Source organism: Phenylobacterium koreense (assembly GCF_040545335.1).
GTDB lineage: Bacteria > Pseudomonadota > Alphaproteobacteria > Caulobacterales > Caulobacteraceae > Phenylobacterium > Phenylobacterium koreense.
On the sequence record NZ_JBEPLU010000003.1, the window covers coordinates 49,488 to 73,173 of the forward strand.

Here is a 23,686-nt window from a genome sequence, read left to right on the forward strand (position 1 = left end):
CAAACTATTTAATAACCATCTCTCGACACGCGCTGGTGGTGGCGCACAACTAAGTACAAAAATACCCTTGTTATCAATTTTGATAGGCAGATATTTCGTAAAGTTGCGTTCACCAACAGCATGAGAGACCATATTTGGCGGCACATCATGCCGTAATGTGGCCAGTTGCCTCACTGTCGGCCAATCAAAACTGCGACTACGGAGACGATACCAATGCTATATTGGTTATACTGACGCTTGTATCGAGGACGTCCGCAAGCTTGCGCCCCGAAAGGTCCGCCGCGGAAACATTTGCTGAGCAACAGCGGACTAGGTCCTGTTTACGAAGTGCCTGACCCATAGTCGGCCGGAGGCGACGAGGATGAAGCCGAGACAGCTATCGGCGGTCTTGTCGTATCGGGTGGCAAGCCCGCGGCTGCGCTTGAGCTTTGGGAAGCACCGCTCGACGAGATTCCTCAGCACATAGACGTGGCCGTCGATGGGGCGCGTGCTGGTAAGCGCGCACAACGGCCGCGTTGATCATCTGAGGCTGTCCCGGCCTTAGTGATTCCACCACGCCGGACCATGTCGCCGGTCGAGCGCTCGCTGGGCACGAGGCCGGGGACTGTCAGGAAGCCGCTGCATCTGCCGCGGATCGAGACCGTGGTGGATGTGGACGACAAGGCCTGCCCCTGCTGCGCCGGCGCACTGCACCTGATCGGCGAGGAGCGCGCCGAGCGTCTCGACATCGTGCCCGCCCAGCTCCGGGTGCTGGTGGTGCGCCGGCCGAAGTACGCCTGCCGCGTCTGCGAGGACGTGGTGGTCCGGGCCCCGGCGCCGGCCCGGCTGATCGAGGGCGGGATCCCGACAGAGGCGACGGTCGCCCATGTGGTGGTCGCCAAGTACGCCGATCACCTGCCGCTCTATCGTCAGGCCCAGATCTACGCTCGTCAGGGGATCAAGCTTGATCGCTCCACCTTGGCGGACTGGACCGGCCGGGCGGCCTTCCTGCTCCGGCCGGTGCACGAGCACCTGCTACAAACCCTCCGACGATCGCCCAAGCTCTTCGCCGATGAGACCACGGCGCCGGTGCTCGATCCCGGATGCGGCGCCACCAAGACCGGCCAGCTCTGGGCCTATGCCCGCGATGACAGACCCTGGGGCGGGGCCGATCCGCCGGCCGTGGCCTATGTCTACGCCCCCGATCGCAAGGCCGAGCGGCCGATGGCCCATCTCGCAGGCTTCAGCGGCGTACTGCAGGTGGACGGCTATGGCAGCTACCGGCCCCTGGCGGAAAAGGCCAGTCCAGCTCACCTTCTGCTGGGCCCACGTGCGCCGGCGCTTCTATGAGCTGGCCGCCGCCGGCCCGGCTCCGATAGCCACTGAGGCCCTCGATCGGATCAAAGCGCTCTACGCCATCGAGGCCGAGATCCGCGGCCAGGATCACCACGCTCGCCACGCAGCCCGCCAGGTAAGCAGCCGCCCCCTCGTCGAGGATCTTGAGCCCTGGCTGCGGGGCAAGTTCACCACCATCAGCCAGAAAACCAAGCTCACCGAGGCGATCCGCTACGCGCTCTCGCGCTGGGCTGGCCTCACCCTCTTCCTGGGCGACGGCCGCATCGAGCTCGACAACAACATCGTCGAGCGACACGACGCACTGTCTTCGGATCGATCTGGACCAGCGCGTAGGCGCGCCTTTTCGAGAAGCCACGCTCCGCCATCAGGCGGAGCACAGCCTCCCGGCGCGCTGCAGGCCCGATTGGTTTTTTCCCAGGAAGTCCTTCAGCGCCGACACGTCCAGCATCGACTCCGCCAGCAGCTTCTTCAGCTGTCGGTTCTCGCCCTCCAGCGTTTTGAGCTTCTGCGCGTCCGACACGCTCATGCCGCTGTATTTCGCCTTCCAACGATAAATAGTCTCCTCGCTAATCCCGTGCCGCCGGCACACGTCCGCCGTTGGGCTCCCGGCCTCCTGCTCCCGCAGCACGCCGATGATCTGCGCCTCGTTGAACCTGCTCTTCTTCATGTCCGTCTCCTTAGGTGACGGACTCTCACTCAAAACGCGGGATCAGGAAGGGGGCAGGTCATGATCTATAGGACTCGCGCGCGTCGCGCCGCTGCAGAGCGGCCGAACGCTGGACCCAGCGCGGGAATGCTCGATCGAGGGGAAGCTAGGCCAATGAGGTTAGGCTCAATGCGCCGGCTTAAGGAACGCCCCCGGCACGCCGGAATTGCCCGTAACGACCCAAGCGTCAGGTCGCTCGCCCTTCACTTTTATTCCGCTAGTACGGTTCCCTCGCACGACGACGTTAGCATCACCGGCGTGCAATAATAAACCAATGGACGGTCCAATAAGGGTATTATTCTCGATGACAACATCCCTCGTATTGCGACCATAGCTTATTATAGCTCCAGCTGTCGGCTCGATCGTCTGGAAAAAATTTCCACGAATACGAATTCTGTGGTCCCCCTCGACCCTAGAGGGCTCACCTTGAAATGTAAGCGGACGAACGGCATTTGTTATCCGATTACCTTCTACTGTTACCCGCCGATTATCCGCATAGATAGATATCCCATTTCCATGGATACCTCGGATATCATTCATTGTATTGTTCGCGATGGTGACATTGCTCGCGCCCATCAGGAGAATTCCGGTCCTCCCTAGGCGTTCAAACCGATTGCCGACGATTTCGACATTGGAGATCGGCCGAAGGCCGGTTCGGATGCCCGATCCCCGCTCAATGTCGGTGATCGTATTCCCCGAGATCAACGCGCCATCCAGGCGGCTCGGCACGATCACCCCAGCTCCACTGTAGAGGGTGGAGCGTCTGAACACATTGTTGACGATTTTTGCCCTTGAGGAAATCCCGCCGAGGTTCGCGATCTGAAAACCGCCGCCGCGCTTCCCGCCCACAAAATTTTCAAACACGAATCCACGGATTACGACGTCGGACCTCCCGCGAAGGTCAAATCCAGTTCGCCCGCTCCCCACCACCAGCCCTTCGCCGTTCGGCGTCCTGGGCCATACGATGGCCCGGCCGGCCCCAAGCGTCGCGTAGGTTCCCGGTCGGTCGACTAAGCTTGGCGCATTCATAAGCGCCAAACGACCGTCCCGATTCTTGTACAGCGAGAGCTTCGCCGGGTCGAAGCGCAGGCGATCACCGTCGACTTCGATGATCTTACGCCGAGCGACGTTGTTTCCGGCGATCCAGAATGAAAGCTCTGCGTCGCCAGCCCCCTCAGGCAGCAGCTTGGCTAACGCCTTCGAACGAACCTCTCCACGTTCGGCCGCATCGGCCTCCTGCAACGGGAGAATTTTGTATTCCTGGATATCATCAGACAGGAACGGCTCTTTGGGGTTAGGATACTGGCTCTCGTAAAGCTGGCCTGAGCCGTCGAAAAACTTGACGGCGTCCACTGGCGTTGGAACGAAGATCACCAAGCTCAACTGCTTCCAGTTAACCGCCCCGCCGCAGGCCTCCGACGAAGAGCATCGCTGAACCGAAATGACCGGATCCGAACCATTGAAGATCGCAGGCTCCGGGCCCCATTGATCGCCAGCATAGGTGATCGGCTGCTCGGCGGTTCCGCTCGCAGGCAACCGAATTGCTCCGCGATAAGCCACCCCCCCCCGAAAGCGCACCGTGTCCCCGGGCTCCAGTTTCACGGACTTCGAATTGTCGGCCGCCAGGGGATCGCCCGGCGCCCGCTTCCAGGCGAGGGCCGGCGATGTCCCCGCCGCAGCGTCTGATCCGTGCAGATAGTCCACGTAGTATACAGTCGCGTCGCACGCCCCCCCGCACGCCGCGGAGAAGAGCAAACCCGCCACGCCAAGGCTAAGGTTCCATCTGCAGAAGCGTGTGATGCGAGAAATCCAAAGGCCGTGATTCATGGCCGCCCTGCTCAAGCAAATTTCCGAGCCTACGGCGCATCGCCGCGAAACACGACCTTAACCGCTCATACCTCGCCGCCGATTGTCACGCAGAGCTTGCCAGCGCGCATTCGTTTCGGCAGTGATCGGTTTGATAGCATAAGGACCGCCGAATAAATTCCGCCCGCGATCCAGCCACCTAACGGCAGACACAAATTGACCCAGCGCATCACATTTGGACCCTCAGCTTGAGCGTTCGCCGACACGCCAGTTACAATTTGGTAGGGTCAATTCTCCCGCTCCTGCTGTCTCTTGTGACGGTCCCAATCTATTTGAAGTTGATTGGTCCGGACCGCTACGGCGTTCTGGCCATAGCATGGTTGTTGCTGGGGTATTTCGGCCTGTTCGACCTTGGGCTCGGACGGGCGACTTCATATCGAATAGCCGCGTTGCGCGACGCGTCCGCCGAGAGCCGCGCCAATACGTTCTGGGCGGCCCTGACGGTCAATGTCGGTATGGGGGTGATCGGCGGCGTCGCCCTTTGGGTCGCTGCGCGCCTCTTCTTCGGACAGGCCTTCAAGGTCGACGAAGGCCTGCGTCCTGAAATCCTCACGGCCACGCCCCTGCTGGCGGCGTCCGTCCCTGTCGCGACCCTCACCGGGGTGTTGTCAGGCGCGTTGCAGGGACGGGAGAAATTTCTACAAACCAACACCGTCTCAGTGACATCCACCGCGATGTTCCAACTCTTTCCGTTGGGACTTGCGTGGGCCTTTGGCCCGAACTTAGTCCTGCTCCTTGGCGGTGCCCTTTCTGCCCGCCTCCTCTCGGCCCTTGCCTTAGGATGTCTCTGCCACCTGGAACTGACCAAGGGGCATCCTCGCCGCTTGGATCGGCGTGAGATTCCGCTTTTGATGAAATATGGCGGATGGGTCACGCTCACATCCTGCTTCGGCCCGCTTCTCGTGATCGTCGACCGTTTTGTCATCGGCGCCGTCCTGGGTGCCGTTGCGGTCACGACCTACACCGTGCCGATGCAGTTGGCTCAACGCCTCGCTATCGTCCCTAGCGCGTTAACGACGGCGCTGTTTCCCAAGATGTCCGCCCAGGCGCCTGAAGAGCAACGAGCGATCGGCGCCATGGCGACCCGGACCCTCGTGGCGTTGATCAGCCTCCCAGTCCTCGGAGGCGTCTTCCTTATCGAACCCTTCCTCCGCCTGTGGGTAGGAGCTGAAATCGGCGGTCAGGCTGGTCCGTTGGGGCGGCTTATGCTCATCGGTTTTTGGGCGAATGCCTTTGCATTGGTGCCCTTCACTCGCCTCCAGGCGTCGGGAAGACCGGACATCGTAACCAAAGTCCTTCTTATTGAGATACCGCCGTATTTTCTGGCGCTTTACCTTGGCATGACGCACTTTGGGCTTCTTGGTGCGGGATTCGTTCTGGTGGCGCGGCACATTAGCGACTGCCTGCTCCTGACTTGGGCGGCTGGTCGGGACTTCAGGAACTTGCCGCTTTTGGCGGGAAACTTAGCTCTGCTTGCTTTAGCCGCCGCCGCCGCAAGCATCTGGTCGATCGCCGATATCGGCTGGTGGAGTTCAGCCGTTGCTCTCAGTCTGATTTCCCTCGCGACAGGCTATTGGGCATTGCCCAAGGAGATAAAGGCTCAGCTGGTTGGGAAACTGCGCCAGGCCGGCCTAGTCAATCAGGCAGGTAATTGACGGCAGGGCGCTCGCATAGGGAGCGCGGCCGCCCCTAACGCTTGCGCCCCCCCACGACGATCTGAGCCATAAAGAGATGGTCAAAGCGCTTGCCGGTGATCGCGTTGAACATTGCTGCCTTCCAACCGGGCCGCCGCATGCCTCTGACGGTGTCGACATCTATGCCCGCCGCCTCAAAGAGCGAACGATAGCTTTCCGGCGTGAACCATCGAAGATGTGTTCGATCCATCACGCCCGCGTCCTTGTACCGGAAACGCCCTTGGAGCAGCCCGACGATTACCCCCCAATGCGCAATGTTGGGCGAACTCGCGAAAACCTGAGCTCCAGGCTTCAGGCAGGCCGACAACCTCTCCATGGTCCGCCATGGATCGGTGACATGCTCCAAAACCTCGCTGATGATCAGCGCATCGAACATGCTGGCGTACGAGGTCAGATCAACCTCCTGGACGTCACCGACGATCACCTCGCTCAGATTTTGCGCGGCCAGCTTGGCGGCGTCCGGGTTCAATTCTATGCCGACATAATGGCCAGCCTTGCCTGCGGCCAGCGCCGCCCTGCCGGTGCCGCCCGAACCACACCCAAGCTCGAGGATGGCGGACTGCGTCCCCGTGCTCAAGAGATCGACGAAATCGTTCCGGGCGTTCGCGAAATAACTTGCAGGCTTGTCCCTGTATATCGAGACGAGCGACGCATCGGTCGGGGTGTCCACCGTTCCCGTAGGCATTTCCAATTCTCTATTCACCGTCGCGCCTCGCTATTCCTCGCCGGCGCCGTCAGCCGCCTCGCGACGCCCTATCTCAGTAGGTCGCGCCTAGAAAATTGTTATTAACAGTTCTCGCCACTTGTCGAAACGGCCGCAGATTATCGCCAACCGCCACTTTGGGACTGTACATGCCGCAGTTGGTTGGGATTTTAAGCCAGTCCGTACATGCCTCGCGCAACGAGTACGGTTCAGGCGCTAGGAGTATGAGACATGGCTCGGCTATCAGATGACTTCTGCGTAGCGGCCGCGGTGAACGATCGCGAGATATTGGCTGCATGCTTGGCGCGATCCCCCGACATCTTGTCGGGTCGACTGAAGCTGATGACTTATGAGGGCTATTCCTCGGCCGCGGCCGCCCTCAACGCCGGTCTCGACGGCAGCACGGCGCCATTCGTCATCCTCGCTCATCAGGATGTCTACCTGCCGCGCCCATGGCTCGACAATCTGATCGCGCAGATCGAGCAAATCGAACGAAAGCACGAAAACTGGGGTGTCTTAGGCCTGTTCGGCCGCAAAATAACCGGCGAGTGGATTGGCCGGGTATGGTCCTCCGGACTCGGCCACGAGGCTGGCGAAGGCGGCTTCTCGCCGGCGGAAGCCGCCACGGTGGATGAGCTTCTGCTCGTGGTTCGCAGGGCGTCTGGCCTGCGGTTCGACGAAAATCTGCCGGGTTTCCACCTCTATGGGACCGATATCGTCACTGAGGGACGCGCCCGCGGCATTCCCTCATTCGTCATTGACGCACCGGTCGTTCACAACAGTAAGCCGGTGAAGACGCTCAAAGGAGCATACGCCCAAGCTTACCGGTACATGCAAAGGAAATGGCGCAAGCGCCTGCCGGTGCCGACGCTCATCTGCGATATCGAACCGCATCCGATCGCCCTCTGGCGCGCGCAGCTTCAGAGCATGAAAATCTACCGGCGCAATGTTGCGCGCCCCAGGCGAGACGCCGTCGAGATCGCGAAGGCCTTGAACTACGAATGACCTCGGCCGCCTGATCCCGCTGGATCCTTGCGAGCCAAACGATCGCGCAAGAAGCGCCGCACCCGCGTCGGGTCCGAAGCCTTCTTCCAGATCGTCAGATGGTCGCGGATGTCGCCGTATTTGTTGATCGGCGCCCCCCCCAGCTCTGGCCATAAACGATCGATGATGCTCCGAAAGAGTGCGCCCGTTCCCTTCTCGGCGGGGGCAACGCCGATAAATGCGTCAAATACCGCCCTTTGCGCGAAGGGCAAAAAGTTCAACTTAATAGAATTGGTCATCGGTCGCTGTCCCATCGCCCAGCTGCCGAATTTGAGTTCTAGGAACGCCAAATCGAGAATGACGCTGTTCGGTTGGTCGGCAACACCTGAGAACCACAATTCAATATTCTCAAGAAGATCCGACTGAGCTGGCAAAGTTAGGCGATCTAATACAAAACGCGCATCGATCTTCGCCTGGTTAATCGATAACAAATCCTGCCGATAAAGCCTGCAGCGCCCGACTTCTCCGTACATCCCCGTGAACATCGCGTCAGAATCGGTCAGATCTCGGAGTGTAGGATGGGTGCGCCTGGGCTGCTCGCGGACACAATCTCCCACGGCACGGTCCCAGAGGGCCATCTGGCGATTATCAGCTTCCTTCAGCGGCAAAACAGAGTGAGACAGCCCAAATTGTCGCGCGAGTCTCCTGCTGATCTCGATATCCATTTCGGCATTCGGGGCCTCAATCGTCACAAATTTACATCTGGACACGCTTTCCCGACAGCTAGCGAGAACTAGTCTCGAATCAAATCCAGCAGTCAACGTCGCCGCTACATTGAATTCACGGCACGTCGCAGTGCTAAATCCCCTTAACGCCATGGCAGCACGGGACGATGCCTCATCTATATTGCGCCACGCGGAGAATTCTCCCGGCCTCGGCCAAAACCTGTGGGCGGTCCAAGAGGATAGATCGAGGCAGTGGTTGGGCAGAAGGCGACTGACGTCCTCATGAGCGGTCAGGGTTCCCGAGATCCATCCGCCGTAACCTTCCCGACCAACAAGCGCCTTGTGGAGGTCTGCGCGGAACCGATCGCGATAGTCCGTCTCATCCAACAGCAATGACGGCGACGAGGCCGCTCGGCGGTCGGAGGCCGAGAAGACGATAGGCAACGAGCCCCCATGGTCAGGATAGATCCGCCTCGGGAGGCCCTCCGCCGTCAGGAGCACGAACATGCCCGAGAGCAGAGGCAGGACCTTCTCCTCGATGTCCTGGATATCGGTGATTTCCAACGGCAGTTCGGCCTCACCCGCAGGGAGAAAGGCGCTCGTGAACTCGCTGTATGCAAAGCCAAACACGGTCGCGAAAGGTCGTCGAGACTGATCCAGGAGCTTGGTCGTTGGAAGACGCCTGTCGTGTGCGACCCAAACTCCGTCCATTTTAGTCAAGTCGTAGGACGACGGGACTTCGGGAGGTTCAGTGGTTACGAAGAGCTGATAGTCCACAATAGTGGTGGCGCGAAAGCCGGCCTCGCGCCCCTTCAAGTCCGTCATGACCAGTCCTCTTCGCTTGTACGAGGGGTCGCCCAGAGGCGCAGCCTGCTTAGTGTCTAAATTGAAGAGCATTGAAGCGCCATAGAGCGATCGATCATGGCTTGGCACCCGTCAAAGACAAGCCCATTGCAGACCAGTTGGCGCTAACGTGGATCTTACGCCTTCGGCGGCGCAAATCACCTTGGGAGGGGACGAGAGGCGATTGCGCTGTCGGGCGACCGCTCGCGGTATGTGAGCCCGCCCCAACTCCCGCTCATGATCGAAACGCGATACAGATGGAAGATGCGCGAGCCGGCCCAAGATTGACGTGGGGATCTGATGTGAAAATCCAGCCTGCAGACGGCGAGTTCGCTCGGCGCCCTCACGACCGCCTTGACCCGCGACATGCCTCGCCGGGGGGCTCGATCCAATCCTCCGTGCTGCACCCGTACTTTGGCGGACTAAAGTCGGTTATCCCGCCTATGGCGCGCTGGGGCATTTTCGCCGCCATCGCCCTCTACTGCGTCGCGGTCGGATTTCTCTTCGCGCTCTTGGCGCCTTTCGTGATGGTGCCGTTCGCCGTGCCCATCGCGGCCTTGAGCATGGCGGTCATATGGGCCCTGCCCGACATACGAAACCCGCCGATTGCGCCGCTTCGCATGATGTTCTGGATATTTTTCCCGGCCCTGTTTCTGTGGCCGAACTATCTGGCTATCACATTGCCCGGCCTGCCGTGGATCACCATGATCCGACTGACCGGCATACCGCTCGTATTTCTTCTGCTGGTTTGCGCCTCGGTTTCCGCCGACTTTAGGTCTCAAACATCACAAGTGCTGCGCGCCTCCCCCGCACTTTGGAAGATGCTTGTCATTTTCGTCGGCATACAATTCCTCTCCATCTTCCTCTCGGACCAACCAGCAAATTCGCTACAAAAATTTATCGTCGCCCAACTTACATGGACGTCTATATTCTTCGTGAGCTGCTATATATTCTTGACGCCGCGGTCCGTCATTCGATGGAGCTTCGCATTTTGGCTTATTACCTGCGCTGTAACCGCAATCGGCTTCCTAGAGTATGTACAGGGAAAACTACCTTGGGCTGGCCACATCCCGAGTTTCCTGCAAATTGAAGACGAGCACGTCCAACGAATTTTAGCTGGCGCTTTTAGGGACAATAAATACAGGGTCCAGAGCACATTCTCAACAAGCCTAGGATTTGCAGAGTTCGTCGCTCTCGCCCTCCCCTTTGCGCTTCATCTGACCTTTAGCAGGCAACGCATCGCCATCAGGGTCGGCGCAGCCCTATCAATCCCGCTTTTCCTGTTCATCGTCATTGCAACTGGCGCCCGCCTGGGTCTCATTGGCTTCATTATCGGGCCACTACTTTACTTGGCATTTTGGGCGGTCCTTCGCTGGCGCGAAAGTCGGGGCAGCCTGCTCGCACCAGCAATCGCGTTCGCATACCCCGCCATCTTTTGCGCCATGGTTGCGTCGACGTTTTTCGTCGGTCGTATCCGCAATAAGGTGTGGGGAAATGGCACTCAAACCGCGAGTACTCAGGGCCGCATTGAGCAATACGAAACGGGAATTCCAAAGGTTTTCCGCCACCCCGAGGGATATGGAATCGGCATGGCAAGCGAGACGCTAGGAAGCGCCAACCAAGCAGGCATCCCATCCATCGATACCTATTATCTGCTGGTGGCGCTTGATTACGGAATCCTCGGATTTTTGGCGTATTACGGCATGATCCTGTGGTCCATCTACAATGCGACCAAGTACGCGTTCCAAGGTGGCGGGCGTGATCGTGATTACGGCCTCTTCACCCCGATCGCGATTTCGCTGACGATCTTTTTCGTCATCAAGGCGGTGTTCGCCCAGGATTCAAATCACCCACTGGTCTTCATGATGATGGGGGCGCTGGCGGCGCTCATATATAGGGCGCGCCGGGACGAGCAGGCGGCTCAAACAACGACCTGATGAGCCAGCCGCGCCGGACGGCGTGGCTAACGCCCCATCCAAACCGGGGCGTCGCGCTCGTTTCGCAATCCTGCCGCCAATCCGGAAAACGCATATCCTACTTGCCGCCAAGCGCCATGCCTTCCGTATCGCACCATGAGTTGGAGCATGGCGGCCGGCGCAGCCACCGGTAGGCGGAAGGGAAAGAGGTCCCGGGTCAGCAGCAAGCTGTTTCTCGCGCTGAGATAGATCGGCAACCGTGGACGCCTTGAGGCGGCCTCGCCAGCCCCGGTCGTGGTTCCCTGCGCGTGTAGGACGCGCGCGTCGGGCGCGAAGCCCAACTTAACGCCACGATCGAGCGCGCGAAGGCACCATTCGACTTCCTCGCAGTACAGGAAATAGTCTTCCCGCATCAGCCCGACCCGCTCGACGAACCGCCTGCTCACCAGCATCGCAGCGCCGTTGAGATAGCGCTGCTCCCGCTCCACGGCCTCCGCGTCGACAACCTCTTCCAGGCTGTCGCCAAGCCCGATGGACTCCGCTCGCGCCAACCACGAGATCCATTTGCCGCCGACCGATTGAATGCGACCGTTCGCACGATAGAGCGTGCAGCCCACCGCCTCGCAGTCACCTTCACGAAGCCTACGAACCTTCGCGGCCAAGGCGTCGGGATGTGGCTCCGTGTCCGGGTTCAGCACCCACCAGGCATCTGCGTCGGGGGTCTCGCTGATGCAAAGGTTGACGCCCCCAGCAAATCCACGATTCCCATCGGGACACACGATGCGCACCTGCTGGCCGCCTTTGAGACTGGCAGGAGCGATCGCCTTCAGATCTCGACACGCGTCTTGCCCACCATTCTCGCAGACGATGACTTCGAAGTCCGAATAGGTCGAACGGCTCAGGGCGACGAGGCAGCGCCCCACATCTTCGGCGTTGCGAAACCCTACGATGGCGACGGCGACGTGCATCAAGCCGCTACTCCGCCGGAGGCCAGGCGAAGCGCATCCCAGAACCGCCAAAGCCGGAGACGATAGAGGACCGCCAATGCGAGCAGCCTGTCCCTGGGGTGATGGAGCTTTCTGCTGGTCAGAATCCTCGGCGTGTGGGCCAGCGCGGACCCCGGCAAAGCCAGGCTACGCAGCAGCCAACGCAGCTTGCCGCCGCGCTCCGCCGCGTAGATCGCATAGGTCTCGGCGTTCAACCGCCGCCACTTTTTCTGCAGATCCGGCCACGAGCGACGCGCCGGATGCCCCACGACCGCCATCTCTGCGTACCCCAAGCGAAATCCCTGACCTAGGGCCCGGTGCGACCAATCGAAATCTTCCGACACTCCGACGCGAAACCCACCGACGCGATCGAAGACCTCGCGGGGGCAGAACAGATTCGCCGTTACGGTGAAGCCTTTCTGTTTGACGTAAGCCTCGTTGTTGAAAGCGAATTCAGCCTCAAAGGCCTCCGCCGGCGTCATCTTCTGCGGATCATCGACCAAGACTTTCATTCGGCCGCCGACGAAGTCAAAACCGCGGAGAGCTTCCAGGCCTTTCTCGAGCCACTCAGGTTCCGGCCGACAATCACAATCGGTGAAAGCCAAGATTCGGCCTCGAGCCTGCGCGACACCGCCGTTGCGGGCCGGGCCGGCCCCGCGTTCCGCGACGGTCACCAACCTGGCCCGCCCGCCGAGCAGCGCTGCCACGGCGGCTTCCCCCTCGGGTGAGGCGTTGTCCGCGACGACGATCTCGAAGGTCTCGGCGCGAAGCGATTGGCGCTCCAGCGCCGCGATGCACTGCGCCAACGATTCCAGATCATGGAAATGAGGGACCACCACGCTGACTTCCGGCGCGCTGCTCACCGCTTAGCCTCTCTGATCCATGCCTCCAGCCTCGCCACCGTAGGTGCATAAACCAAGTCTCGACGCTCCTCGACAAGCTTTCGAAGATCCATCAAATCCAATTCCCACCAGCGGCTCGCCTCCAGCGCCGCAATCAGTTCCGGCTCGAAACGAGAACGGAGTTTCCGCGCAGGGTTGCCCGCCATGATCGCGTAGGCTTCGACATCCTTCGTCACGACCGCTCCGGCCCCGATTACCGCCCCGCGGCCGATGCGCTTGCATCCGGGCAGGATCATCACATTATGCCCGACCCACACGTCGTCCTCGACGACGAGCACCTCATCCCACTCAATGTCCTTGTCCACCACGCCGAAGGCCCGCTCGTAGAGCGCTGGGTGGGTGGTCATCGCCTCCATGGGGTGATTGATGGGGGCGGACCGCACGGTGTTCGCAAAAGAACAGTAACGCCCGATGCTGATTGGCCCAGGCATCCGCCATTGATCGAAGCAGCCGTAGGAATATAAACCAATGTCGATCCTATGCTTCGATCTGAAATAAGCGCGCAGATTTTCACTATCGAACTGCCGGCGACGCAGCACATAGAGCCACGCTTTCTCGGCCAAAGATTTTACCATTCCAGCCACAACGACCACCTTTCAACTTCAACTCCTAACAGTCGTTCATTGAGCCCGGGTGAACGCCCCGCTCCGATACAGGACATCGAAGTCCGGCAGGCTGGAGCGCTTGACCGGCATGGCTTTTGCAGATGACTCCCTGGCGGCGCGAATTCGTAATAGATCGTGACTATCGTGGACATCCAAGCCATCGCCCACTAGCGCCGAACAACAAATATCACCCGCGTTACTATGAAGAGAAGGATGAGCCGTGCCTGAGTCCGCATCGCAATTTGAGACCCTGATGGCTCGCCTCGACAAGCGTGAGGCGACAATCGGCATTGTCGGTCTCGGCTATGTCGGCCTGCCTCTGGCCCTGGCGGCCCTGGACGCCGGCTTCAAGGTTGTCGGCTTCGATATCAACAGCGGCCGCGTTTCGGCGATCAATCAGGCCGAGCAGGTCATCAACTACATAGGCGCGGACGTTATGCGAGCGGCCATCGACAGCGGTCGGCTCAGGGCCACGACTGACTTTGGTCAACTATCGGAACCCGACGCGATCCTGATCTGCGTGCCGACGCCGGTCACGAAGCATCGCGACCCGGACTTGAGCTATGTGAGCAACACCGCCGAGACCATAAGCAAGGCCCTTCGCACTGGGCAGCTCGTCGTGCTAGAGTCGACGACTTGGCCCGGGACCACGCGCGAGATCGTGCAGCCCCTCATGGAGTCCGCCGGCTTCACCGTCGGCCAGGACGTGTTTCTGGCCTTCTCGCCCGAACGGGAAGATCCGGGCAACCCCCATTTCGGCACGAAGACGATTCCGAAGGTCGTTGGGGCGGACGACGCCCATTCGCGGGATCTGGCGGTCAAGCTCTACGAGCAGATGATCTCGAAAGTGGTCGCCGTGAGCAGCGCGGCGGCGGCCGAAGCGACGAAGCTGACAGAGAACATCTTCCGCTCGATCAACATCGCTCTCGTGAATGAGTTGAAGATGGTCTACGCCGCGATGGGCGTAGACGTCTGGGAGGTCATCGGCGCGGCTTCGACCAAGCCCTTCGGCTTCATGCCCTTCTACCCGGGCCCCGGGCTTGGCGGCCACTGCATCCCGGTCGATCCATTCTACCTGACCTGGAAGGCGCGGGAATATGGAATGGAAACCCGCTTCATCGAGCTGGCGGGCCAAATCAACACCAGCATGCCTCGGGTCGTCGTCGACGCCCTTGCCGAGGCCCTCAACCAGTCGTCCGGCAAGGGTTTGAAGGGCTCGAGGGTCCTGTTGATGGGCGTGGCCTACAAGAAGAACGTCGACGACACGCGCGAGAGCCCTTCGCTCGTGCTCATCGAAACGATCGAGGCCCGCGGCGCGCGTTGTGACTTCCATGACCCGCATACACCGACGATCCCGCCGACCCGCGAGCATGCGGGCCTGACGGGCCGCACCTCCATTCAACTCACGGCTGAGGCTATCGCCGATTACGACGCGGTCCTGGTCTCCACCGATCATGACGCCGTGGACTACGCCTTGCTGCAGGCGAACGCGAAGCTCGTTGTCGATACTCGCAATGTGTTCGCCCGGCTTGGCCTGCCCATGGACCGGGTGGTCAAGGCCTAGTTTGGAAATGTGGGGCGCGCCATGCGCGCCCCACCTACGCGATCCGATCGCTCCAAGCGTTAAGTGCCTCGTCAGGCCGGGGCCTTCTCCGCGGCGCGTGCGAACGGCAACTTCGGCTCGACGAAACTGGATGGGGCAAGTTCGTATTCCCGACCGCCGTCGTCGTGTTCGGCGACACGGATGAAGCCCAGTTTGTCAAAGTGGTCGGCGACCATCCGGTTCTTGGCCGTCGGGATATAGCGGGCCAGGAGCCGCGTCACCCCGGCCGCCCGCGCCGCTTCAACCAGTTCGGCCAGCATCGCCTCATCGACCTTCCGTCCCAAAACGCGACAGCTCATCAGCCAAGTGTCGATTTCCCACACTTGGCCCATCTCGGTTTCGTTGGCGATGATGACGCCGATCATCCCAAAATCGCCGTAACGATCGGCCAGCCGCGTCTGCAGCGTGAAGGCCGCCGAGCCAGCCTCCATCTGGGCGACTTGCGCCTCGGTGTAGCGCCGCGTCGTCAGATTGAACTGGTTGGTCTTGTTGATGAGTTGGGCGATCCGGGGGCGATTCAGCGCATCGAACGGCGCGAACCCTATCTGCATCTCGAGCGAGGCCAGGTAATCGTCAAGATTGCGAGCCTTGCTGTAGACCTCGGCCCGCTGCGCGTTGGCGGCATAGCTCGCGCTCCTCGCTCGATCTTCCGACGAGAACGATACGGCTTCGAAATACCCGGCCCCAAGCAGTATAGCTGGGTACAGCGCAGGGTCATTGGGTAGTTCAGGCACGCCAACCATGGGTAGAGCGCTGCGGACCTGGGCCCGTTCCGCGCCGTTGTCGTCCAGCAGCACCAGGGCGTCGAGGCCGATCTCGAGCTTCGCCGCGATGGCCTCCAGGTTGCTCGCCTTGTCGTTCCAATTGGCCTGGAAAACCGCGATGTCGCTCTCCTTCAAGAGCATGTCTGGATGCTCGCGGAACGGGAGGCGTGCAGTTTCGTCTTCGTTCTTGGAAGAGACCGCAAGGATCACACCCCGGGCCTTCAGCTCCAGCGCCATCCGTTGCACGGACAGGAAGCTGTCCCCGCCGGCCCCGCCGCCGCCGACCCGTATGTTCTCCAGGCCGTCGTCGCCGATGACCCCGCCCCAGCAGGTGTTGTCCAGATCGAGTACGAGACACTTGCGCGCCTTGCCGCGCATCGCGCCCATCAACCTGGCCAAGCCGTCGCAGTACAGCGGCACCGCATCTGGCGAGAACGGTAGCTTGTAGAGGCTGTAGAAGGCCGCATCGAACCACGTCGCAGTTCCGACGCTTTCGGCCAGCGCCGCGACATCGAAGAGGACCGAGCCCGTCTCCGCGCAAATCCCGGGGAGAAGCGCATTGAAGCGATCTATCAGGCTGCGCACGCTCCCCGGTTCCCGGCGATCATAGCTCCCGAACAATTGGGATGGTGGCACAGGGATGGTGGGGACGATCGCCGTCGTCGCCGCGGTTTCCGAAAGGGCCCCGAGCACCCCGCGAAGGCGATCGACCGCATCCTGGAGCCTCAGCTCGTGATCGCCGTCGAGAGCAGGTTTATCCAGGCCGAGCCAACGGTGATCGACCGCCAGCAGTACGGCGTCGGGCGTCGCTCGATAGAGCTCCGAAGCGACGTCATAGGCTTGCTGCTCGATCTGATCCAACGGACAGAGGGTGACCTCGACCGCGATGCCGTGGCGAGCCGCCGCGGCCGGCGTGGCTGCGGCTATGAAGTCGAACGTCGCACCGGGGAGAATGGCCAGCCGGAATCCCGAGAGCGGCTCGAACTTGGCGCCCCCGGCCCGCAGCCGCGCCATCGCCTTGCCGAAAGCGGCGGCTTGGGCCGCGTCCAGGTAATGCGTCGCCATCTTCTGCAGCGTGGCGCCGAGTTCAGGGTCAGCGTCCGAGAGCGCCCGGCAACTGTTGCGGAACCCCTCGGGCGCTCGCAACAACCAGGGCAACGCAATAGGCTCGAAACTCACCGTGACCCCCTACAGATCCGGCCGGCGGCGACCACCGAACCCCTACGCCTGCTGGGTTTCCCGAGCAAGGCGCACCAAATCCCCGACGTCCTTCAGGCCGTCGATCTGCTCGACTGTAAACTGACGGCCCAATCGTTTCTCGATCGCGACGATAATACCGACATGGGCCAGGCTATCCCAGCCCTCCACGGCGCTTGGCGCCGTGTCCATCGCCAGTTGAACATCATCATTGTCCAACTCGTCCTGAACGATCTGGGTGATCCACCCAAGGGTCTCCGCATCGCTCAAGAAAAAACCTCCAAAAAGATCCAATAGCCAAAAGAGGGCCGACGCCGGACGGCATCGTCGCCGGAATCCATTGCCGAAGCCTGGCCCCAAACCTAGCTCACTTGTCCGACATGAATATGTGTTTGTCAGTTCGTTGCCAACGCTGGCGGTATTGCTGACTCCGCACAACACGTATGAAAAGCATCCTGGCTCCATCACTGGGCCTCAAAGATACGAAGGAGCGGCATGGAACAGGGAAGGAAGTCCTTCACGGTGGAGGATCAGGTCCATTTCGCCCGCCTTTCGGGCGACGTAAATCCGATGCATATGGACGCCAACTTCGCGCGCAGAACTCAGATGGGCGCGCCAGTCGTTCACGGCGTCCACGGGGTGCTTTGGGCCCTTGAAGAAATTTGCCGTCGCGAAAGCCCCGACCTGAACGCGCTGAAGGTCAATTTCTCTGGCCCCGTCTACGTAGGCGATGCCGCCACGGCGGTATTGGGCAAACGTAGCGGGAGCCAGCTCCGAGTGCAGGTACAGGTCGACGGTGCCACGGCCACTACGATCACCCTGGGCCTTGGCGAGCCTGCACGCGGATCAGTTCCGGTCGTATCCGCTCCAGAAGGACCGAATTGGCCGAAGGAGCCAATTCCTTTGAAGCTCGAGGAAATGCGCGGTCGCAGCGGCGCCATCGAATTCGCCACGTCCGAATCCGAGATTGCTGAGGCGTTTCCCGCCCTGTCTTCCTGCATTTCGCCCCGGCGCGTCGCGGCGGTAGCCGCCCTATCTCGGGTCGTCGGCATGATCTGCCCCGGTATGCACTCGATCTTCAGTGGATTTAGCCTGGCGTTCACAGGCGATGCGGCCGGAAACCGCCTTGAGTACGCCACGACCGAGATCGACGAACGCTTTCGGATGGTCCGCCTCACCGTCGCCGGAGGCGGGATCGAAGGTGAGCTTACGGCGTTGGCGCGCATCCCGCCCGTCGCCCAACCGACAATCTATGAAGTCGCCGCCGCTGTCGCGCCGACGGCCTATGCCGGCGACGCGGTTCTCGTCGTCGGCGGATCGAGAGGGCTTGGTGAGGTCACTGCGAAGGCCTGCGCAGCGGGCGGAGCTCGCGTTTTCATCACCTACGCCACCGGCCATACTGAAGCGAACAAGGTGGTCGAGGAGATCCGCGCCTTTGGAGGTGAGTGCGAAGCCCTCCCGCTTGACGTGCGAGGGGATGTCGCCGCCCAGCTATCGAGGCTCCCGGTGGCGCCTTCCCACCTCTATTACTATGCGACCGGCCCTATTGCCCAACGTCGGACCAAGCTACTCAGCCAGGAGGTATTGGCCGAGTTCATGCGCTTCTACGCCACCGGGTTCGTGGAGACTGTCGAAGCCCTGCGGGCCATGCGCGCCGATGCCCAGTTGAATGTCTTTTACCCATCGTCCGTAGCCGTGAACGACACGCCGAAGGGTTGGCTCGAATATGCCATGGCGAAAGCTGCCGGCGAAATCGTCTGCCGCGAAATCGGGACGAACCTGCCGAACGTCCGCGTCCTCTGCGCCAGATTGCCGCGCATCCTGACCGACCAGACCGCCAATGTTCGCGCGACCGAGGCCGCGCCCATCATAGAGGTCATCATGCCGATCGTACGTGACCTGCATGAGGCATCTCGGTGAGGCCAAAGTCTGGCCGACCGTCCTATTGCCGTCCCAAGGCGACCGATCCCATTCGTTGCCGAAGGCTTTGCAGGGGCTTTTCCAGCAGGAAGTAGGATGCACAGGCCATAGCGAACGCCACCAAGAAAAGGGCCAAAACCTCGACCCAACCACTCAACCTGGCCACGTATCGCACGACGTCATGCGTGCATATCGACCAAACGTAGAGCGAATAGCTAATGTATCCAACAAACATAAATGGCGACGTATTTAGTATATACTGAACCCAACCCGGCCTAAACAATATAGATACCACGGCCGCCGCAATAGCGCAGCCCTGTATGCTATACCTAATAGTCTCTCTGAAAAATGGGTCGCGCCAGACCAGCGTGCCGAGAACAACTAGCCCAGCGATCACCAACGTTATCGGTGAAGCAATTTTGAGAAGCCGCCCCCTCCACTCCGGCATCTCGCACATGGCTGCCAAAGCAACACCATAGGCCAGAGAATCAATTCGCGCTTCGGTTCGGAAGTAAAAGAACCGTGTATCCAGCAATTCTGGATGCAACATGGCCATGACGATTCTGTAGACCAGACACAGAACACAAATCACAATCATCGAAGCGAGAAGCTCCCGCGGCCGTCGACGCAGGAAGAGCATCGCAGCTGGGAGGAGAAAATAGAAATGCTCCTCAACCGCCAGCGACCAAAGCGGCTCAAACGGCATGGTTCCGACACCACCCTGACGAGGCATCGGCGCATAAAAGTAATTAGCAAAATAAAATATGACAGACAGCGGCTCAGGCCAATTGATATCCATCCCAAGAAACAGATAAGCTGCAACAACAAAAAACGTATAGACGAAGACTACCGGATACAACCTCATCGCCCTTCTTCCGTAGAATTTGAGCAACGATATCTTTCCGTATTTTTTGTCTTCCTGGATAAGAAGTCGGGTTATAAGAAATCCACTTATAACAAAAAATATGTAAACCCCCAAGCTACCAGGAAATAGCTTCGACGATATGAAATGACTGCAAAGAACGATAAATACACTAATCGCTCGAAGGCCGTCTAAACTGGGAACTCGGCCAGACTGTGCACTCATCTCCGCTTCTTGAAGGTACAACCTAGCTGAAACTTTCGGCGCCTCGCCGACTTCCTGAGGTACGGCCGTCAAGATGCGCCTCCCATCACAACTCTCGCCAATTCATGCACGTCTAAAGGCCAAGCGGTCCATCGCCATCCAATGGTGTCAGATGCATCCGTTTGGCTGACGCTTGATCGCCGCCAAGAATTTCCGCAAGGGCCGGTGAGATTAGCAATATCCGCCTATTGTCACTTACCAAAAATCCGCAGCGCTTGAAGGCTGAATTCCATACGGGATTTGAGAAGTTGGCAACGATGGCGTCAACACCGCGACGCTCGAGATAACGGGTGGCCGACATTAGGACGGCGTGTTCGCAGCCCGGCAGGGACAAGGCATCGATGACCGAGCCAATTCGGAGATCGCCGAAACGAGGACTGTCCTTAAGTTGGGTGTTACGAACAGCCGCCCAACCGACGATGCTCCCGCCCACTTCCATCTTCAGGATTGAAGCTTCCGGCCAGCCATCCTGCGGCAGAAGCAGATTCATCGTCTGGCTGTCACGGGCCGCGATGAAATCGTAGTTCGAGCGCACCTTCGACCAAATCTCGTCGGCCCAAGGCCCGAAGCGCGACGCCTCCACGGCGTTCGCCCTGGGACCACCCAGCCCGCCCGCCAAAATCCGTTGCCCAAATTGAGCGGCGCCAAAGGCGAGGGTTCCCAAATGACTTGCGGCGAGCAGGTCTGATGCAAGCCTGACGGTTCGGCTGCCCCGAAGAAACCGGTTCAAGCGTAGAAACCGATTGCCCCTGACGACCTTCATGGCGAAGGGCGTATCGAGGGCGGTCCACCGCATTCGCCTGAGCACCGAAAGCAGACGCTCGGACGCGCCCCAAGCAAACAGCTTCGGCTCCCGCCCTTGCATGTCCCGGATCAGATGCAGCGCGACCGTGCCGAAGCGCTGATCAACCAACCCCTCGGACACTGGCCCCTGAATGCTCGCGACTTCCAGGGCGTTCCCGTTCACCAGAAACGGCTGGCGCTTCAGGCAATAGGCGCCCCGGACCGCCGGCGTCTCGTCGGTAGCCAGATAAAAATCCCGACGCACCTTGGGGCTCAGCCCCGGCGGGAGCCACGCTGGAATGGAAGTATCGTAAAAGCCCCAATGACTGCCCGCCTCCGACAGACGTTGATTGAAGGCCCGGACCATCGGCTCGTGTTCGCTCCGATACTCCGCGACGCTGATCGCCATGACTTGCCCCCCAGGGACAGATGATTTCATTGGACGGCTGCTGCCGACGGACCGTCGACTAGGCCGGTTTAGGCGGAGACGCCCGAGGGCGCGTGCTCGCGCGCGATGTCGCCGAGCAGATGGAAGCTAACGTCATGTAACGAGCCTAATCCGTCGGCGAGCTCGGCTAGGAATAACCGATCTTCCCGTTCCGGATAGGCGTTGTGGTGGAACATCAGCCCGACCACCGACATCCTACGTCGCGCCAGGCCAATCGCAGCCAGCACGGCCCCGGCGGTCTTCATCCTCACCGATCCGTTGTCGACTGGCACGGCGATCGAAAGCTCGGCGAGGCCGACGTCCCGACGCGTGCGTCCGTGATATGATATTCCGGAGCGACCCAGACGCGTGCGGCCCAACAGGCCACCGACGCCATAGACGATGCGATGGCCTCGACTGGCATAGCTCGAAGCCGAAAGCACCCGCACCCCAGAGGCCTTGAGGGCGACCAGCGTGTTGTAATCGTACTTGTGCTGGGGGGGGGTGAAGATGCTCGAATTGAAGTGGGCTGCCAGCCGCTCTCGAAGAATCGCCTGCCCAGCTTGAATTATCTCCAGCTGCTCTTGGTAGCTGCGCTCTGGTCCGAACTCATAGAACACGCGTCGCCCGCCCACCGTCATCTCGTGGGTCAGGCCGTGCTGGCAGAACTCGAAAAGGCCGGCCGCGCGTTCGCGGCGGAACTTGAGATGCTCCGCGCAGTCTTCGGTAAGGGCCGCCGGAATTATCTGATAGCTGACCGGAAGATTCCGTTGCGCGAAGATGTCCATGAAGCCGGTTAAGGCGGGCGTCAGAGCACCGACGTCGTCGTCGCGCAAAAAAATGCGCGTATGGTTCTCTTTCAGCACGGCAGCTCCCAAACGTCGATGAAGGAATGCCGCTCAACGCGGTCATCCCTTATTCTGAACGTCGTCTCGACGCTGTCCTGCAATTGTGGCGCCAAGATAGAGTAAATTACTACCCCTCCACCACCTCCCGCACCGCCTCGATCCCCGCCGCGGCCAACGCGGCGGTCAGATCGGCCACAGCCCGCGCCAGTTCGTCGGCGTTGCGGCTGCGCAGCACCAGGTTGGAGCCGAAGCCTTCGGGGTTGAAGAAGGGGTAGCTGCCCAGGGACATCTCCGGATGGGCCTTGGCCACGGCCTCCAGCGGGGCGGCGATCGTGCCTTCGCCGGAGCCTTCGACGCGCAGGGTTCGGGCGATGGTGACCATCCCGCCCCTCAGCCGCGGGCCCACGTCCTCCAGCATGCCGCGCATAATGGTCGGCACGCCGGCCAGCACGAAGACATTGCCGATCATGAAGCCGGGCGGGCCTTGGACCGGGTTCTTGACCAGCACCCCGCCCACCGGCACTCGCGCCATGCGGCGGCGCGCGGCGTTCAGGTCGTCGCCCCAGCGCGCCCGCATCATCGCCATGATCTCCGGATGCTCCTCCAGTTCCACGCCGAAGGCCGCCGCCACCGCGTCGGCGGTGATGTCGTCATGGGTCGGGCCGATGCCGCCGGTGGTGATCACGTAGTCATAGCGACCACGCAGGGCGTTCAGGGCCGCGACGATCTCTTCGTGCACATCGGGCACGGTGCGCGCCTCGGCCAGGTCGATGCCCAGCACGCCGAGATACCGGGCGATGTCGCGCAGATTGGTGTCCTGGGTCCGCCCCGACAGGATCTCGTCCCCGATAATCATCACCGCGGCGGTCACCCGCTCGCCCCCCGGACTCCCCATAACCTCGCTCCTCGCCTACATCCGCCGTTCAGTCGTTTTCCAACACCGGACTAACCCCGCCCATGGACTTACCGCAACCGCTCGTTCGCGGCCGGCTCGTCAGCCGCTACAAGCGCTTCTTCGCCGATGTGGTCCTCGACGACGGCTCTCCCCTCACCGCGCACTGTCCCAATCCGGGAGCGATGCTGGGGCTCAACGCGCCCGGCCTGCCGGTCTGGCTGTCGAAGTCCGACGATCCCAAGCGCAAGCTGGCCCACACCCTCGAACTGGTCGAGGTGGACGGCGGCATGGTCGGCATCAACACCATGCACCCCAACCGCCTGGTCGCCGAGGCCCTGGCCGCCGATGCGCTACCCGAGGTCGCCGGCTATTCCAGCCATCGCCGCGAGGTGAAGTACGGGGTCGGCTCGCGCGTGGACTTCCTGCTGGAGGACCCCGCCCGCGCGCCATGCTGGCTGGAGGTGAAGAACTGTCAAGCAGCTTACAACGCGCGGCTCAAACCCGATCACAAGGTCTGGCTCGAAGTAAAAAACGTCCACTTGATGAGGACGCCGGGCCTCGCCGAGTTTCCCGACTGCGTCGCGGCACGGTCGCTCAAGCATCTGCGCGAACTCGAAGCGATGGTGGCGGAAGGCGACCGCGCCATTGTCTTGTTCGTCGTTCAGCGCGGCGACTGCGAAGCGTTCAAGGCTTGCCACGAACTCGATCCCGCCTTTGCACGAGGGCTGGATCAGGCCGCCGACGCTGGTGTGGAGGTGTTGATCTACGCGTGCGACGTGGCGATCAGCGGACTGAAAATCTCTCACCGAATTCCTTGGGCGCGCTGACCCAACTGGTCGCCGATTTCGCTGCAACCCG

General features: G+C 60.8%; 18 protein-coding genes and 3 pseudogenes. 7 read left to right on the plus strand and 14 right to left on the minus strand.

All coding sequences use genetic code 11. The features are described 5' to 3' along the window. Nucleotides 1-309: 309 nt before the first annotated feature. Nucleotides 310-468: pseudogene (locus ABID41_RS16275) on the minus strand (IS5/IS1182 family transposase); the annotation flags it as partial. 126 nt (nucleotides 469-594) lie between these two features. Here ABID41_RS16275 and tnpC point away from each other — a divergent pair. Further along, nucleotides 595-1,627: pseudogene (gene tnpC / locus ABID41_RS16280) on the plus strand (IS66 family transposase); the annotation flags it as partial. A gap of 4 nt (nucleotides 1,628-1,631) precedes the next feature. On the opposite strand, the pseudogene ABID41_RS16285 reads toward tnpC, so the two are convergent. Beyond that, nucleotides 1,632-2,002, minus strand: a pseudogene (locus ABID41_RS16285) (transposase); the annotation flags it as partial. A 165-nt stretch (nucleotides 2,003-2,167) separates the two neighbouring features. Beyond that, complete coding sequence (locus ABID41_RS16290; protein ID WP_354298115.1) at nucleotides 2,168-3,745, minus strand: right-handed parallel beta-helix repeat-containing protein; 1,578 nt, start codon at nucleotides 3,743-3,745, stop codon at nucleotides 2,168-2,170. Nucleotides 3,746-4,095: 350 nt separating this feature from the next. Here ABID41_RS16290 and ABID41_RS16295 point away from each other — a divergent pair, with 350 nt between their 5' ends. After that, nucleotides 4,096-5,562, plus strand: coding sequence for a flippase (locus tag ABID41_RS16295; RefSeq protein ID WP_354298116.1), 1,467 nt, complete (start codon nucleotides 4,096-4,098; stop codon nucleotides 5,560-5,562). Nucleotides 5,563-5,596: 34 nt separating this feature from the next. Here the strand turns inward: ABID41_RS16295 and ABID41_RS16300 are convergent, their stop codons facing one another. Beyond that, on the minus strand, nucleotides 5,597-6,271 hold the full coding sequence (locus ABID41_RS16300; protein WP_354298117.1) for a class I SAM-dependent methyltransferase: 675 nt from the start codon (nucleotides 6,269-6,271) through the stop codon (nucleotides 5,597-5,599). 264 nt (nucleotides 6,272-6,535) lie between these two features. On the opposite strand from ABID41_RS16300, the gene ABID41_RS16305 reads away from it, so the two are divergent. Further along, nucleotides 6,536-7,309 (plus strand): glycosyltransferase, encoded by a 774-nt coding sequence (locus ABID41_RS16305; protein ID WP_354298118.1) that lies wholly within the window; start codon nucleotides 6,536-6,538, stop codon nucleotides 7,307-7,309. On the opposite strand, the gene ABID41_RS16310 is transcribed toward ABID41_RS16305, so the two are convergent. After that, the gene (locus ABID41_RS16310) at nucleotides 7,300-8,838 is read right to left on the minus strand and encodes a hypothetical protein (protein ID WP_354298119.1); all 1,539 of its coding nucleotides are present in this window, start codon (nucleotides 8,836-8,838) and stop codon (nucleotides 7,300-7,302) included. The two genes, ABID41_RS16305 and ABID41_RS16310, sit on opposite strands and share 10 nt — an antisense overlap. Before the next feature lie 320 nt (nucleotides 8,839-9,158). Here ABID41_RS16310 and ABID41_RS16315 point away from each other — a divergent pair, with 320 nt between their 5' ends. Continuing rightward, a complete protein-coding gene (locus tag ABID41_RS16315; RefSeq protein WP_354298120.1) occupies nucleotides 9,159-10,793 on the plus strand; it encodes an O-antigen ligase family protein in 1,635 nt (544 codons plus the stop codon). 26 nt (nucleotides 10,794-10,819) lie between these two features. Here ABID41_RS16315 and ABID41_RS16320 read toward each other — a convergent pair whose 3' ends face one another. The 3 genes from ABID41_RS16320 to ABID41_RS16330 are packed head-to-tail and all read right to left on the minus strand — an operon-like array spanning nucleotide 10,820 to nucleotide 13,253. Then, complete coding sequence (locus ABID41_RS16320; protein ID WP_354298409.1) at nucleotides 10,820-11,740, minus strand: glycosyltransferase family 2 protein; 921 nt, start codon at nucleotides 11,738-11,740, stop codon at nucleotides 10,820-10,822. Continuing rightward, nucleotides 11,740-12,621 (minus strand): glycosyltransferase family 2 protein, encoded by an 882-nt coding sequence (locus ABID41_RS16325; RefSeq protein WP_354298121.1) that lies wholly within the window; start codon nucleotides 12,619-12,621, stop codon nucleotides 11,740-11,742. The genes ABID41_RS16320 and ABID41_RS16325 overlap by 1 nt, the downstream gene beginning before the upstream one ends. Then, on the minus strand, nucleotides 12,618-13,253 hold the full coding sequence (locus ABID41_RS16330) for a CatB-related O-acetyltransferase (RefSeq protein WP_354298122.1): 636 nt from the start codon (nucleotides 13,251-13,253) through the stop codon (nucleotides 12,618-12,620). The genes ABID41_RS16325 and ABID41_RS16330 overlap by 4 nt, the downstream gene beginning before the upstream one ends. A 265-nt stretch (nucleotides 13,254-13,518) precedes the next feature. Here ABID41_RS16330 and ABID41_RS16335 point away from each other — a divergent pair, with 265 nt between their 5' ends. Continuing rightward, nucleotides 13,519-14,829, plus strand: a complete 1,311-nt coding sequence (locus ABID41_RS16335; protein WP_354298123.1) for a nucleotide sugar dehydrogenase — start codon at nucleotides 13,519-13,521, stop codon at nucleotides 14,827-14,829. A gap of 71 nt (nucleotides 14,830-14,900) precedes the next feature. Here ABID41_RS16335 and ABID41_RS16340 read toward each other — a convergent pair whose 3' ends face one another. Next, on the minus strand, nucleotides 14,901-16,811 hold the full coding sequence (locus tag ABID41_RS16340; protein ID WP_354298124.1) for an HAD-IIIC family phosphatase: 1,911 nt from the start codon (nucleotides 16,809-16,811) through the stop codon (nucleotides 14,901-14,903). A gap of 42 nt (nucleotides 16,812-16,853) precedes the next feature. Continuing rightward, nucleotides 16,854-17,099 (minus strand): acyl carrier protein, encoded by a 246-nt coding sequence (locus ABID41_RS16345; RefSeq protein WP_354298125.1) that lies wholly within the window; start codon nucleotides 17,097-17,099, stop codon nucleotides 16,854-16,856. 225 nt (nucleotides 17,100-17,324) lie between these two features. Here ABID41_RS16345 and ABID41_RS16350 point away from each other — a divergent pair, with 225 nt between their 5' ends. Next, nucleotides 17,325-18,749, plus strand: a complete 1,425-nt coding sequence (locus ABID41_RS16350; RefSeq protein WP_354298126.1) for an SDR family NAD(P)-dependent oxidoreductase — start codon at nucleotides 17,325-17,327, stop codon at nucleotides 18,747-18,749. Between the two features lie 22 nt (nucleotides 18,750-18,771). Here the strand turns inward: ABID41_RS16350 and ABID41_RS16355 are convergent, their stop codons facing one another. From ABID41_RS16355 to ABID41_RS16370, 4 genes are all read right to left on the minus strand, one after another. After that, nucleotides 18,772-19,836, minus strand: coding sequence for an acyltransferase family protein (locus ABID41_RS16355; protein ID WP_354298410.1), 1,065 nt, complete (start codon nucleotides 19,834-19,836; stop codon nucleotides 18,772-18,774). A gap of 112 nt (nucleotides 19,837-19,948) precedes the next feature. Further along, nucleotides 19,949-21,067 carry a hypothetical protein gene (locus ABID41_RS16360; RefSeq protein ID WP_354298127.1) on the minus strand — a complete coding sequence of 373 codons (1,119 nt, stop codon included), beginning with the start codon at nucleotides 21,065-21,067 and terminating at the stop codon, nucleotides 19,949-19,951. A 68-nt stretch (nucleotides 21,068-21,135) separates the two neighbouring features. Further along, entirely contained in the window at nucleotides 21,136-21,951 is an 816-nt protein-coding gene (locus ABID41_RS16365) for a DUF2334 domain-containing protein (RefSeq protein ID WP_354298128.1), read from the minus strand. A 109-nt stretch (nucleotides 21,952-22,060) separates the two neighbouring features. Next, nucleotides 22,061-22,828: a competence/damage-inducible protein A gene (locus tag ABID41_RS16370; RefSeq protein WP_354298129.1), complete on the minus strand. Its 768-nt coding sequence runs from the start codon at nucleotides 22,826-22,828 to the stop codon at nucleotides 22,061-22,063. 62 nt (nucleotides 22,829-22,890) lie between these two features. Here ABID41_RS16370 and sfsA point away from each other — a divergent pair, with 62 nt between their 5' ends. Beyond that, nucleotides 22,891-23,655, plus strand: a complete 765-nt coding sequence (sfsA, locus tag ABID41_RS16375) for a DNA/RNA nuclease SfsA (RefSeq protein ID WP_354298130.1) — start codon at nucleotides 22,891-22,893, stop codon at nucleotides 23,653-23,655. Nucleotides 23,656-23,686 lie beyond the last annotated feature (31 nt).

What these genes read in the sequence shown, in the direction of transcription:
- ABID41_RS16355 (WP_354298410.1), bottom strand. Translation starts at nt 19,836, where the DNA reads ATGAGTGCACAGTCTGGCCGAGTTCCCAGTTTAGACGGCCTTCGAGCG.
- sfsA (WP_354298130.1), top strand. Translation starts at nt 22,891, where the DNA reads ATGGACTTACCGCAACCGCTCGTTCGCGGCCGGCTCGTCAGCCGCTAC.
- ABID41_RS16310 (WP_354298119.1), bottom strand. Translation starts at nt 8,838, where the DNA reads ATGACGGACTTGAAGGGGCGCGAGGCCGGCTTTCGCGCCACCACTATT.
- ABID41_RS16370 (WP_354298129.1), bottom strand. Translation starts at nt 22,828, where the DNA reads ATGGGGAGTCCGGGGGGCGAGCGGGTGACCGCCGCGGTGATGATTATC.
- ABID41_RS16335 (WP_354298123.1), top strand. Translation starts at nt 13,519, where the DNA reads ATGGCTCGCCTCGACAAGCGTGAGGCGACAATCGGCATTGTCGGTCTC.
- ABID41_RS16320 (WP_354298409.1), bottom strand. Translation starts at nt 11,740, where the DNA reads ATGCACGTCGCCGTCGCCATCGTAGGGTTTCGCAACGCCGAAGATGTG.
- ABID41_RS16350 (WP_354298126.1), top strand. Translation starts at nt 17,325, where the DNA reads ATGGAACAGGGAAGGAAGTCCTTCACGGTGGAGGATCAGGTCCATTTC.
- ABID41_RS16305 (WP_354298118.1), top strand. Translation starts at nt 6,536, where the DNA reads ATGGCTCGGCTATCAGATGACTTCTGCGTAGCGGCCGCGGTGAACGAT.
- ABID41_RS16360 (WP_354298127.1), bottom strand. Translation starts at nt 21,067, where the DNA reads ATGGCGATCAGCGTCGCGGAGTATCGGAGCGAACACGAGCCGATGGTC.